We start from the raw sequence: 12,814 nt of genomic DNA on the forward strand, positions 1-12,814 counted from the left end.
ACGCAACAGTTTATTTTTCTCGTCTATCTTTCTCTTTAAGGTATAACAATTCTATTTTTAAAACCTCTTTATCAATATCGTTTTTCCAAAAAGTTATTTTTTTTCGTTTCCTTTTTTCTTCAAATAAGATCACATAAACAAAAGTTAAACCACTGCCTTCGTCATTTTTATAAAACTTTTTGAGTTGGCGGTATGCGATACTTTTTTTATTTCCGTACAAATAAGTAACTGTAATTTTATCAAGCTCGAATTCAACCGTTCGTATCATTTTTCTAAACCAGAAAATTATTAGAAATGTCAATATAACGCCCACTAAATGCCCAATAGCTTTTTCACTAAATATTGACAGCCAAATTGTAAAAAAGAGCACAGCGCCTATACTAATGAAACCGAAAATTTGATTCATTTGGGACTCACCTAGTGCTTTAAATGGGATATAGTTTAATTCCATTTTGAATGCTTAAATAATTTCGTTTTGTTTCTGTCATTTGGATTTTAATACGCTCTTTTTAAAATTTTGAAATAATGCGCATTATGATACAATCAATTTTTTTTAATAGTTCGAATAACTTTGTATTCACATAAATTTTTTATCTTCCAATTTTCTCAGAACTTAGAATTTTTAATTTTTCTAAATGGTTTAAATATCTTGCCGCGGCTTTTCTTTCAACTTTTAGTTTTTGTACAACAAAATCAATTTTTGAATAAGGTTGTTCAAAAAGCAACTCAATCAATTCCTTTCTATAAATATTTGGGGCCTTATTTTGTTCAGTTTCGATAGTTTGTGAGAGTAAATTGTTTATAGCGTTGATTTTAGCAATCGTTCTATTTGAAGTAACTTCCACAGCTTTTAAGATATATAGAATGTATTCTTCCCATTCGTCGGATTTATTAACTTGATTCAAAAGTCTGTAACAGTCTTTTTTATTTTCATTAATGTATGAACTCAAATATAAAATAGGAATATCTAAGAGATCATTGATAATCAAATATAATATATTTAGTATTCGTCCTGTCCTTCCATTACCGTCATAAAAAGGATGAATACTCTCGAATTGATAATGCAAGATTTATTAATGGCGGAAAATCATCCTGCTTTGTATTAAAATGATCTAAAAAATTTGCAAGTAAATCTAAGATCTGATCTTTTTGTTGTGGAGGTATATAAACAATTTCTCCAGTTTTGTCATTTCTTAAAACGGTGCCAGGTAAATTTCTAATACCTGCATTGTTTTGAATTATTGTTTTTTGTAACTACTCTATGTCACGTAATTTCAAAAACTCTTGCTTTTTTAACAAATCATGCCCTAAGAAAATGGCTTTTCTATAATTTATGACTTCTTTAACTTGAGTACCATTTTTTGTTTGTGTCGCTAGTGCTTTGTACAATTCATCTTGAGTAGTAATAATATTTTCAATTTCAGAACTATCTTTTGCTTCTTGCAATACTACAGCGTTAATGAGCATTTCCTGATTAGGCATTGTCTGAGTAATGCCCTTTTATTCCCCTAATGATTTTGAAGATTTACTTAATTGTCTAAGTATTTCTATGGTTTCTACCTTCTCTCTTTTTGGTGGTAATTTATCAAGGATATTTATATGGTGCATCTTGTCACATATATTTATACATATGTACCAAAAACACAAAAAAAAGTACACATATTGCGAAATGGTGATTTTTAATCCTACTTAAGTCTAAAATCCATCTGGTTGAGGGAATTTGAAGGAGGTCAGACAAAGAAAAATTTAGGATTTATTTTAAGTCCCTAACTATTTCACTTTCACATCCACAAATTTAGCATCTAACGCCTTACTCTTCGGTGTATCAAACACCGAAGTCAAATCAATTCCTTTCAAGGACTTAAATTGTCCAATCAATTCGGCATTATTACATTCATTCATGCACCACCCCATTGGTTCAAGCACACGCATATCGTTCCCTTCGTTATTACTCATGTTTATCCATTGCAATTGGGCACAGCCCAGCAAACTTTCAGGAATGTTTTTTAGGCAATTATTGGTCAAGTCTATTGTTAATAGTTCTTTTAACTGGTCAATATCCTTTGGAAGATCCGATAAATTATTAATTTCCAAATCGAGTGCTTGTAATGCTGATAATTCTAATACAACCGTTGGCAACTCTGACAGCCCACAGATTGAAATCGCCAAATATTTCAATTCTTTGAGATCTTTCAATCCGTTAAGATCATCGACATCTAATTCGTTAAAATTAGCAATCGCTAAAAACTCAATGCCCTTTAGTTTGAAGATATTTTTTGGAAAATAATTCTTTTTACCACTCTTCCCTAGTATGGTAAGTTTTTTAAGGTTAATGAATTGCTCTATGTTATCATCCAATTGTTTTAGAAGGGCGTCTGTATCATCTTTTATCGATACACGGACATCTAAAAACTGAACCTTTTCGGGATTTCGCAATGCGGCATCCAAAGTATATCGTTTCAAATTTACATCGTTCGAATAAGTGACATCCTTTGCTCCCATCATATACTCTTCATACGAATTACAGGAAATCAAAAAGATAAAGAGCAAGTAGATAATATTCGTTTTCATATTTAATTTTTCAGTTTGTCTCTCCTCGCTTAAAATAGTAGATTAAGAATTCGTCAACGCCATAAATATAATACTTCACCACCAATACATCCTCATCATCGAGCGTTAAGAAACAATAATATGGCGGCCAATTCATCGCTACACCAACCGATACAATACTGTCATTTTCGATACGAAACCCAAAAGGATTAATATAAACTTGTGGCATAAGTTGAACCATGAATGCTTCATCGATAAATTGAATTTCAAAATCTTCCTCGTCTTCAGCAATCCAGTTCCCCAGAATCCTCTCTACTGGAATTTTAACTTTTTCGTGCGCGCGATATAAATCATATAAATTCACTTCATCAATATCTTCTAGCACTTGTCCATTAATGGGTAAAATGAATTGACAAAATGTTATAATTAGTAGTAATGATCTCACATTGCATAGGATAATGATAAATTCCTTTTTAACCGCATGCAATCTACCGCTTTTTAATCATGAGCAGGCATTAAAAAAAGTTAAAGGTTTGTGATTATAGCATATAAATATGCGTTAATAATACTATAGCTTAGTTTCGAATGCAAACAATCAGCCTATTTATTTATTACTCAACTTGATCAACTTAATAAACACAACCAAAAAGAAGAAACAAAAAATCCAATCATTTACCCCATACATCGAGAAAAACATACCTGCCATTGTGTCTTTTTCATAGACGCTGGAAAGATCATTTTTCAGTAACCAGTTGACCCAAACGATACCATAAATTAATTTTTCGACTACAAATACGCCTACCAACCAAATCACTTTGTGATAATTCTTTGCGACAGAGATATATGTCAATCCCCAAATTACAATCATCAATAAACCGAAATTCGACATGACTGCAGGATCCGTTTTTGGTATTACGGTATTTGTGAATAATCTCGAAAAAATGAGGACGGAAAGATTCATCAATCCTGCCAGAATAAATCCTTTGGAAATGGTATTATTATACGCCGATAAGGAGTTTAATTTTCTAAAGTTGACCATTGTAATGTAAATTTTGGGTTCCGTTGAATATAGGTATTATTTAAGAACCTTAGCTCGATTGGGCTATAATTAATCCTCGCTATTCATCGGTCGAATACTTGGTATATTTATATTCCAAATAATGTCTTGGATGCACTCCAGAGAATCGCGCTTCCGTAAAAACAATAGACTCTTCTATCAATTCATTTTTACCCATAAAATTCCTCAAAACATCATCATAAGGCATTTTTTCATCGAATGGACGCTTCTTATTACCGCGCTTGTAATAATTTAGGTTGCGAAATTTCATCTCGTACGTAGAAATAACATTACCGTCTTCATCTAGTTTAAAGCTATAATCAAAACTACGACCAATAAATTTACGTTTGCTAGTATCATCGAATTGATCAAACTTGATGTAGACACTATCCGGTCTGCCATCTTTATCCGTTACCCATCGTTCCTGATATCGATGCATTACTTTTCCATCATCAAATCGTGCTCTTGCAATTATTCCTGATTGTCTGTCATCATAATAATAGCCAGTAGAATCGGATACATTTTTCGAACGAATAAATAAACTATCTGCTGCTAAAGTATAAGTGACTTCCCAATCATTTAAAGATGTATTCCAATTTAAATAAAGAATATGCCCATTCGCCAGCGTCTCAACTTTTGCTTTAGAAACGAATTTATCATTTCTATTTTCTTGTAATTCTACCAGGCGATTTAATGAATCGAATTGATAGATATATGTCTTTTTCAGTTTTTCTTCTCGCTCAAATACCCAACATGAATCAGGCATACCATTCTCTTTGAAAAACCATGTAGACAGGTGTTCTTTTGTCGGTGTTTCTCTTTTAATTTCAGCTGCTTCTGCCAGCTTCCGAACCGTTTTTTCACCTTCAATTAATGGATCAACACGATGTTTCCACAATTCAACAGATTTAATTCCGTTCGCTGCGATAATTTCAGGCTTTGCAAATTGCGACCAGCCCAATATTGGTAGCAGTAAGAAAAATATAATTAGTTGTTTCATGCTATTTTAAATTGCGAAATCAAGTATTATTCAAATATAAAATTTCTGAGAAATTATAAAGGTCTGGGCAACTCGAATAAATTATAACCAACAGAAAATTGAAAGGAGTAAAAATGTTTTTGATACCCCAAATCAGCACTCAACCCTTTCTTTTTTGGTTTCCATTTAGTTGAACTTATATCATACCCTATTTCAAATTTACTACCAAACACAAATTGCTTCATTACAATCCTGAATTCGGACTGTGCCATTATACATAAAAATGGATTCCTGTTTCGGTCTCCATTCCATTTAAAATGTGTCAGTCCACCGTCGATACCAATTCGTAAAGGAAGATCTATATTATTCCAAAAATAGAACAAGTCTTTGCCGACTGCCAAATTGAAGTGCAGAGCATTAAATTGGAATTCAAGAGAATCAGCAACTATTAATTTATCGGTAGTTCCATAATAAAACCCAATAGCCCCATCAAAATGTTTTGCTTTGCTCCTATCACCTGCACTTGCTGTCATTGGCCCTGTTAATGACATACCCAATATGGTATTATTATTTGCAAAAGAAGCGTCAAAAGAATCGTGAAAGAAGTCCTGAAAATTAGAAGTTAGCAACGTATATTGTTTGCCATAAAAGAGGTTAATAGAAGGATAATTTGAAGTCTTATATCTTTTACCTGTATTGGGATAGTTTCTTTTCTCCTTTTGAGCAAACAAATCCCCGTAACAAAAGAATAAAATTATTACCGAGATGATTAATCGGGCCATATAGTAATAAAACAATTTAGTCCCACAATAAGTTACAGGTCCGTATACTTTCGACTTTTAATTAACTACCTATCAAACAATTCATTTATAACCATTTTTTTTGTCTATTAATTTATTAAAAAATATTTTACTAATCATAAATAGCTATATATCAACACACAGCACCAACAAATCAATAATCCATAAAACCGATGTATTATATAGTACTAAAAGGGTTATATTTGAGGCTATTACAAACTCTGTTAAAATTTAAACAAAACTTAAAAATGAAAAAAACGTACAAGAAGTTACTTCTTGGGTTGGCAATTATTGTCGGATCCGGAGCAAACTCGCAAACAATTTATCCTTATACAGGAGCGACAGAAACTTACACTGTTCCTGCAGGAATTACAAAAATCAGTATTGAAGCAAATGGATCTCGTGGAGATGTTACCGAAAGTTATAGTGGTGGTGGCGCAACTATGTATGGTGAATTTGATGTTTCTCCAGGAGATGTGTTAACGCTCTATGCAGGAGGCAATTTTACAGGCCGAAAAAGTGGAGGTGACGGTTCGTGGGTTGAAAACACAACAACGAGCACCTTATTTATTGTTGCCGGTGGTGGCGGTTGCGGTTCACATGCTTCAGCTGGGGCTGGAGCACCAGTGACCAATGATGGAACAGCTTCATTGACGCATCCTGATTACCCAGATGGCGCACCAGGTATTGATGGCCATGGTGGTGGAGCTGGAGTTGGTCCACAAGGAACAGGAGGCGGAGGCGGATGGTTCTCAGCAGGTGCTGACGGACTTGGATCTCCCGGCGGATTAATTCGTTGTATGGGCAGTCATGGAACTGACTTCGCTGGTGGTGCTGGTGGTAGATACTCTGGCGGTGGCGGAGTTGACATGGATTTAGGTTGGGGAACTGGTGGCGGCGGCGCTGGAGGATCTTATAATATCGGAACCAATCAAGACAACCTCCCTGACAACAACGCTGCTTTAGGCGAGATTACAATTGATGAAATTTGTGATCCTATCTCTGGAACAGTTTCTACTACAACAGTTTGTATAGGCGATTCTTTTACCGCATCTGCTTCAGGTGATGGAACAATAACTTGGGATGGTGGTTTAATTAATGACGAACCTTTTACTCCTGAATCTGTTGGTATTACAACCTACACTGCTACAAGTGATGACGAGAATGAATGTTCTTTTTCTATTGAAATAGAAGTGGTTGAATTGCCAACAATAACCACATATATTCGTGAAGAAAGAGATTTTTGTGAAGGTGAACCCGTTGTTATAATTAGCAGTGGTGCTGACACTTATACATGGGATGGTGGAATATTTGATGGCGAACCTTTTTACCCACCAGCTGGAATGACAACCTATACTGTAATTGGACTAGATACAATAACAGGGTGTGAAAATTCTGCTAGTATTGACGTTTTTGTAATGGATCCTATCGTGATTACAGCGGTAACAACATTAGAAAACATAGGTTATGATGGTGAAATAGACATTACTGTTACAGGTGGAACACCAGGTTATACTTTCGATTGGGATATTGATGGCACTGGAGATTATGACGATACTGAAGATTTAACAGGATTAACTGTAGGTGTTTACATTGTAGAAGTTGAAGACGAAATAGGTTGTACAGGAAGTTTAACAGTTAAATTAGAGTCACAGTTGGGTCTTTTTGACGATGATGAAATCGTATTTTCTGTTTACCCTAATCCAACGTCGGATGTGATTACCATCTCAACAGAAGGTAACTTTGCTTACCAAGTACTTAGTGTTAATGGTGCAATTTTATCTAATGGTGTTGGTTTTAATACAACTGAAGTAAATTTAACTGACTTTGCTAAAGGCGTTTACTTTGTGAACTTGCAAGCAAACGATCAACAACAAGTATTAAAAGTTGTAAAGAAATAAATATAGTATACAGGCTTTTCTGCAAGAAGAGCATGTGTAAATATTGAAAATATAAAAGCCGTTCCTTTATTGAAGGAACGGCTTTTTTTATATTTATTAAAGACTATAGAAAACTCCTTTTACTTCAGCTCCCGAATGATTTTTTTCTTGCGACTCGATTTGATTTCGGAGTTCTTCAATGCTTTTATTGCCTGATCCGTTTGAATTGATTCGGGTAACCTTTTAAGCTTTAATTGAAGATGAAAAAAGTCATTGTATTTAATCAATTGATTTGTGATTTTTTTTTTCAGCTGTTCAGATTTACTTTAGCTTTTCCGTTAATAAAAGATACTGCTGCGGTAAGTGATGTTGCCATATATTAAGATTATCCTCGTCATTGTTATAAATCTTAAGGTAATCTTCATCAGGCTGTAATACAATTATATTCCCTGTCCTCACGTAATAATTCGATTTATAATAAGAAGGAGTATTGAAGTTTGGAATTTGTTTTTTAACAGCTTCAGAAACCATTTCTCCTAAATATTTTTCATACTTTTTCTGAGCTTTTAAGCCGGGTTTACTTAATTGATTATAAACATATTTTAACCCAATATTCTTTGGGAATTTCATTTTTTTTATTTCAGTTTTAGCATTTTTAAAGGGGTTTATTGTAGTAAAATCATCAACAGTTTGAATAGAAAAAGGAACATCTGGTACCCAATCAATAGTATTTACAACATTGTATGCCCAACCACCTACTTTTATTTTTTCATAATCATAAGCAAAATATAAATTACCTGGCTTTGGAGCAGCACTACAATATGTTTTGAACTGAATATCTTGAGGTAATTTACCGGCTAACTTCAAATGTTCTAAATAAGCTGTTAACAAAAATGTAATTCCTCCACCTTGACTGTGTCCTGTGAGTATAAAATCTTTAATCCCTGCTTTATAACAAGAGTCTATCTTTTTCTCAATAGTTTCAGATAAATATGCCATTGCGACTAACCATCCAACATGTACAGCAGCATTTTCATTTTCCGCCAATTTATATTTGAATACAAAATCTTCATCAAGTTGAAGTTCCCCTGTAGCTGGTATCATAGCAGGATAAAGATTTGCTAAAAAGCTAGCTCCAGTCGGAACACTTCCTTGAACAGCTATTAAGGCAACTTGCTTTTCTTTATGAATCCATAAATCCCAAATATTATCAAAAGCTACTCTTGGTGAACGATATGTAAACGCAAAGTCTTCTGGATCCGGAACGGTTATATTGTCCCCCCACTCTTCTACTGCTATATGCGCTTTGTGGTTAATTTTAAGCGTCTCCATATATTCTGACTTATCAAATCCTGAATTTAATATTTGCCCATACAATGAAGTTGAAAATAGGATAAAACTAACTAGAGCAATTGTTTTCATTTCTTTTAAGTTTGAGCGCATAGATCCTCGAATTTAATTTTTTCAATTCCTTTACAATAATCTAATTAAAAAGTAATTGAATAATAAAGTTAGGTATTTGGGTATATTTCTCAAATATAAGTTTTCTTATATAATATTAGCAATGTCTAGCAAAAAAAGAAGAGCCTTTATGGCTCGTAGTTAATTGATCTACAAGCAAAATAAAAAACATCACCTTTCGAATCATTTCAAGAATTTGTTTTTAATAAGAATAGCGTATTAGACCAATAGAAAAATAGTAGTTCTTTTATCCTAGATCAAAACACATCGAAAAGCTCTGAGTTAACAAAAACAATTTAACTCAAAGCTCTAAAAAATTGCCTTTTAAACCTGAACTTTATTTTACTTCAGCTCCCTAATGATTTTTTTCTTGCGATTCGATTTAATTTCAGCACTTTTCAATGCAGCTATTGCCTTATCCGTTTGAATCGATTCGGGTAACCTTTTAAGCTTTAATTGAAGATCAAAAAAGTCATCTTCGCTCATTCGGTGGATTGCCGTTAAAAAGGTCTCCGTATGATTTGACGCCAATAAAGCAAAAGCGTTATAATCAATTTCACAACGATCAAATTCTGATAAAAAATTGGCCATGAATTCATTAGCAATGTTTGTCGTTGCATTTATTGTTGCGTACCGATTTTCTTTTTCAATTTTAATCGATTCTATTAATGCAATTTGCTCTTCGTACCATTTATTATTCAATAACTGAAAATCTTCGTGACAGTTTTGATATTCATCAACAACTGTTGGTCTATTATCTTGCTGATGTTGCTGGTATTTAGAATTTTTATCACCAATCAAAAGACGCGCTTTTTTATCTAATGCGGATGCCGTTTGATGGCTCAAGGCTGAATTGAGAAGATCGTTGACAAGCGAATCGCAAGGGTCCATTGATTGAAAGCTTTCATTTGTATTGATAGATAAGTCAGGGCTCTTAAAATAACCTTCAGACTGCTCTGTCAAAGTATCCTGATCGATCAACCAATAAACTTGTTTGAAATATGAATACTCCTCATAAACCCATTGATCATTTTCAATTGGTTTTAAAATTTGCGTTTTAGATTGTAGTTTACCTGGTATAACGCGCACTTTAACTGTTGATTGTCCGAATGATTGTAGACTTAAAATTAAGCCTAGAATTACTGCCAATTTTTTACTCATAAAAGTTACTTCAAATGTTTAATATTTTATTCCTTTTTCTTTCCTAACACAAGCAAAGAATCACCTGCTTCGAATTCTTCATAAGCACTTATGGAAACGATATCAAAATACTTGCCAAATAAACTTTTCAACTCCTCTTCAAGATGATAGTTGACATACATTTCTTTAAAATATTCATCCCCACTCCCTTTCCAAAAGGAATGACAAATAATTCCGTTTTCATTTAAAATTTCACTTTGCCTTTTAATTGAACTCACTAAATCGGCATCTTTTAAATGATGTAAGACTTTGTTCGAATAAATACCATCAAACGTATCGGTTGTGTTTAAAGTGGCTGCATTTAATTGTAAAAAGTCACCTGCAGGATAATTTTCCTGTAAATAATCTAAAAACTCAACCGAATAATCAGAACCGGTTACTTGATAAGTTTCATTGAGGATCGCCCAATCTGAACCTGGACCAGAACCAATTTCTAACAAGTTCGATCCTGCTGATAGTATTGGCTTTAATTGCTCAATTAATTCGGCCCCATTTACATCTTTTGCTGATTCGACATATTGTAAAACGGATGCTTTGGTGCTGTAGAAATCTCCCTCCATTTTCTGATTTTAATCTTTAAAATTATATTGATCGGCATGTTACTAATCTGCCACAATTTAAATAAAACAAATGAATGTGTGTCTTATCGATCAATGCAATTCATCAGCTCCAGCATCTAAACCTACTTCAGTTCGAGACTCGCCGTCAAAATCATTCAAAGGAAAATCAATTAATCCTTCTCCAGCATTTACCGCGCTAGACGATTCGATAATATGTAAATTTCTTTGCGAAAAATCCGCAAACCCAATATCCCCGGTATCGAAAATATTATGCGTTTCATTGTATGGTAGTGTACTATAAATATAGGTTTCACCTCCATCCGTTCGAATGGCAATATTGGCGATAATATCAAATGTAACACCAGTTAACTCATCATTTATACCGATAGGCGATTCAGTGTTCGTCAAAAGCGTATTGAAACGAATTAATACATTACCAATATGATTCCCTGTTTCGCCATTACTTGCTAAATTGATTCCTCTTTTACCATTGTCATAAATGATATTGTTCTCAATTAATAATTGCTCACCATTTCCTGGATGGTCTGAAAAATAACTAATCCCATGATCCTTAGCTAAGAAAATTTTATTCTTAGAAATCTCACCATAGGTTCGAATGCTAATTCCATTACCTTCGGAATTGATGATATTGTAAATAAGATTCTCTGTGATTAGCACATTAAAACCTTGAAAATAGATGCCATGATGTGGAGCACCAAATTGACTAGATGTATTATTCGTTGCAATATTGTGAATGGTATTCCCATGAATGATGGTGTTGATATGATTTTCTGGTGCCAGAATGCCATTCTCCTCAATATTAAAAATTAAATTATTAATAATTTGCACCCCATTCGATGTGCCACTATTCCTGAAACGAATGGCATCTTCTGAGATATTCCTGAAAGTACAATTTTCGATAATTAAATTATCTACATCTCGAATTTGCAATCCGTCACCTTCTATGAGTTCGAATACACAATTCCGAAAGATTGTACCATCATATTCGTGTCCATCAATCAATACAGTTGAGTTAAACGTCTTATTCTCGATTAATCCTGGACTTAAGTCGTCCACAATTTTATTCTTCTTACAACCGAATACAATGATTGAGAATATGAAAATAATTAAGATAGCTTTCATGATCTCACTAATTTATGAAAAAATTAAAAGCTAGACACTACTCCTTATTCCTCATTCAACCAAAGCTTATCAATTTTAGCAAACATCTTTAAATCTCCAATTGTTTGTGTTTTGTTCATCATCATCACCCTTACTTGACCTTTTTTGGGATAAATTCGAACCTCACATGAATAACCACCGCCACCACCTGGATGATAAAAACTTTGTCGACTATCAACCTCGGCATGCCACCAACCTAAGGTTTGCTTACTCGTTTTATTCGAATTATATATTTGCCTTTTGAAAGTCTCTTCCAAAGTACTCGCCTCTAATATTCCGTGATTCATAAGATTTTGCATTAGCGCTGCAACCGCTCGAGCATTTGCAATCCCCCCTCCGAATCCAAGTCCTCGCATATATAGATCTTTATATCCTTGCCAATCTTTTGATTTATGAGCATAATACTTATCCTTGTCCACCATTACTGAATATGCCCAATGTGTTAAGGTGCGTCTTTTTTGATAGCCTTTTGCCGTTTGATCGGTATATTTAAATCCTATATTATCTTCTTCTATCAACCCCAATTCAGCTGTTATATATTGATCAATATAAGCTTCATATTCCATTCCTGAAACATTTGCTACAATTTCACTCAGCACCAAATAACCATAATTAGAATAGCTATTTTTTTTACCCGTTTTATAAATGATTTTATTGTAATGCGGTAAGGCATAATCCATAAATTCGGCATAATTAAAATTCGTATCCTCTTCTACCAAATGAATTTCTTTAATGAAAGGGTTGCGACTGAATCCTGCAGTATGATTCAATATTTTTCGAACGGTAATATCATCAGCATATTTAATCTTGGTATATTTTGCCGCTGGATCGTCTAAATTAATCTTCCCCTGCTCTACCAATTGCATGATACCAATCATCGTCATTAACTTTGTTGCAGAATACATTTTAAACTCGGTATTCGCATCAACTGGAATTTGTTTTTCAATATCAGCGAAACCGCTATTATAGTCGAAAAGTATACCTGTTGAATCAGCTATAAGAAACTGAACACCTGGAGATTTTTTACCCGTAATTTTATCGTCTAAATATGTTTTAAGCTGATTAAAATTCTGGCTCATAGCAAGTGATAAATTTAAAATACTCATGGAAAATAGCAATATTTTTTTCATTCTTCAATTTGAAGG

Annotated in this window: 14 protein-coding genes; 1 reads left to right on the top strand and 13 read right to left on the bottom strand. The window is 33.6% G+C overall.

Going from position 1 to position 12,814, the window contains the following annotated elements; genetic code table 11:
* Positions 1-10: 10 nt before the first annotated feature.
* The 8 genes from T367_RS0115935 to T367_RS0115965 all read right to left on the bottom strand — a co-directional run bounded on the left by T367_RS0115935 (position 11) and on the right by T367_RS0115965 (position 5,368).
* Positions 11-451, bottom strand: a complete 441-nt coding sequence (locus T367_RS0115935; protein ID WP_027420744.1) for a hypothetical protein — start codon at positions 449-451, stop codon at positions 11-13.
* A gap of 139 nt (positions 452-590) precedes the next feature.
* On the bottom strand, positions 591-1,067 hold the full coding sequence (locus tag T367_RS25195; RefSeq protein WP_211252720.1) for a Fic family protein: 477 nt from the start codon (positions 1,065-1,067) through the stop codon (positions 591-593).
* Positions 1,068-1,254: 187 nt separating this feature from the next.
* A complete protein-coding gene (locus tag T367_RS25200) occupies positions 1,255-1,494 on the bottom strand; it encodes a Fic/DOC family N-terminal domain-containing protein (protein WP_394331578.1) in 240 nt (79 codons plus the stop codon).
* 276 nt (positions 1,495-1,770) lie between these two features.
* Positions 1,771-2,571 carry a leucine-rich repeat domain-containing protein gene (locus tag T367_RS0115945; RefSeq protein WP_084274454.1) on the bottom strand — a complete coding sequence of 267 codons (801 nt, stop codon included), beginning with the start codon at positions 2,569-2,571 and terminating at the stop codon, positions 1,771-1,773.
* A gap of 10 nt (positions 2,572-2,581) precedes the next feature.
* Positions 2,582-2,995: a hypothetical protein gene (locus T367_RS0115950; protein ID WP_157454274.1), complete on the bottom strand. Its 414-nt coding sequence runs from the start codon at positions 2,993-2,995 to the stop codon at positions 2,582-2,584.
* Positions 2,996-3,154: 159 nt separating this feature from the next.
* On the bottom strand, positions 3,155-3,589 hold the full coding sequence (locus T367_RS0115955) for a hypothetical protein (RefSeq protein ID WP_051568608.1): 435 nt from the start codon (positions 3,587-3,589) through the stop codon (positions 3,155-3,157).
* 79 nt (positions 3,590-3,668) lie between these two features.
* Positions 3,669-4,607 (bottom strand): hypothetical protein, encoded by a 939-nt coding sequence (locus T367_RS25065; protein ID WP_027420748.1) that lies wholly within the window; start codon positions 4,605-4,607, stop codon positions 3,669-3,671.
* 53 nt (positions 4,608-4,660) lie between these two features.
* The gene (locus T367_RS0115965; RefSeq protein WP_027420749.1) at positions 4,661-5,368 is read right to left on the bottom strand and encodes a hypothetical protein; all 708 of its coding nucleotides are present in this window, start codon (positions 5,366-5,368) and stop codon (positions 4,661-4,663) included.
* A gap of 266 nt (positions 5,369-5,634) precedes the next feature.
* Here T367_RS0115965 and T367_RS25520 point away from each other — a divergent pair, with 266 nt between their 5' ends.
* A complete protein-coding gene (locus T367_RS25520) occupies positions 5,635-7,287 on the top strand; it encodes a T9SS type A sorting domain-containing protein (protein ID WP_027420750.1) in 1,653 nt (550 codons plus the stop codon).
* Positions 7,288-7,587: 300 nt separating this feature from the next.
* Here the strand turns inward: T367_RS25520 and T367_RS0115975 are convergent, their stop codons facing one another.
* From T367_RS0115975 to T367_RS0115995, 5 genes are all read right to left on the bottom strand, one after another.
* A complete protein-coding gene (locus T367_RS0115975; protein ID WP_027420751.1) occupies positions 7,588-8,688 on the bottom strand; it encodes a lipase family protein in 1,101 nt (366 codons plus the stop codon).
* A gap of 381 nt (positions 8,689-9,069) precedes the next feature.
* On the bottom strand, positions 9,070-9,888 hold the full coding sequence (locus T367_RS0115980) for a hypothetical protein (protein ID WP_027420752.1): 819 nt from the start codon (positions 9,886-9,888) through the stop codon (positions 9,070-9,072).
* A 26-nt stretch (positions 9,889-9,914) separates the two neighbouring features.
* On the bottom strand, positions 9,915-10,487 hold the full coding sequence (locus T367_RS0115985) for a class I SAM-dependent methyltransferase (RefSeq protein WP_027420753.1): 573 nt from the start codon (positions 10,485-10,487) through the stop codon (positions 9,915-9,917).
* A gap of 90 nt (positions 10,488-10,577) precedes the next feature.
* Positions 10,578-11,630, bottom strand: a complete 1,053-nt coding sequence (locus T367_RS0115990; protein ID WP_027420754.1) for a right-handed parallel beta-helix repeat-containing protein — start codon at positions 11,628-11,630, stop codon at positions 10,578-10,580.
* Between the two features lie 44 nt (positions 11,631-11,674).
* A complete protein-coding gene (locus T367_RS0115995; RefSeq protein WP_169736079.1) occupies positions 11,675-12,748 on the bottom strand; it encodes a serine hydrolase domain-containing protein in 1,074 nt (357 codons plus the stop codon).
* Positions 12,749-12,814 lie beyond the last annotated feature (66 nt).

The sequence above is a fragment of the Crocinitomix catalasitica ATCC 23190 genome, from assembly GCF_000621625.1.
Lineage (GTDB): Bacteria > Bacteroidota > Bacteroidia > Flavobacteriales_D > Crocinitomicaceae > Crocinitomix > Crocinitomix catalasitica.

Bases quoted from the DNA above. Each gene is read 5' to 3' on its own strand.
- T367_RS0115935 (WP_027420744.1), bottom strand. From the start codon at position 451: ATGGAATTAAACTATATCCCATTTAAAGCACTAGGTGAGTCCCAAATG.
- T367_RS0115945 (WP_084274454.1), bottom strand. From the start codon at position 2,571: ATGAAAACGAATATTATCTACTTGCTCTTTATCTTTTTGATTTCCTGT.
- T367_RS0115955 (WP_051568608.1), bottom strand. From the start codon at position 3,589: ATGGTCAACTTTAGAAAATTAAACTCCTTATCGGCGTATAATAATACC.
- T367_RS25065 (WP_027420748.1), bottom strand. From the start codon at position 4,607: ATGAAACAACTAATTATATTTTTCTTACTGCTACCAATATTGGGCTGG.
- T367_RS0115965 (WP_027420749.1), bottom strand. From the start codon at position 5,368: ATGGCCCGATTAATCATCTCGGTAATAATTTTATTCTTTTGTTACGGG.
- T367_RS25520 (WP_027420750.1), top strand. From the start codon at position 5,635: ATGAAAAAAACGTACAAGAAGTTACTTCTTGGGTTGGCAATTATTGTC.
- T367_RS0115975 (WP_027420751.1), bottom strand. From the start codon at position 8,688: ATGAAAACAATTGCTCTAGTTAGTTTTATCCTATTTTCAACTTCATTG.
- T367_RS0115980 (WP_027420752.1), bottom strand. From the start codon at position 9,888: ATGAGTAAAAAATTGGCAGTAATTCTAGGCTTAATTTTAAGTCTACAA.
- T367_RS0115985 (WP_027420753.1), bottom strand. From the start codon at position 10,487: ATGGAGGGAGATTTCTACAGCACCAAAGCATCCGTTTTACAATATGTC.
- T367_RS0115990 (WP_027420754.1), bottom strand. From the start codon at position 11,630: ATGAAAGCTATCTTAATTATTTTCATATTCTCAATCATTGTATTCGGT.
- T367_RS0115995 (WP_169736079.1), bottom strand. From the start codon at position 12,748: ATGAGCCAGAATTTTAATCAGCTTAAAACATATTTAGACGATAAAATT.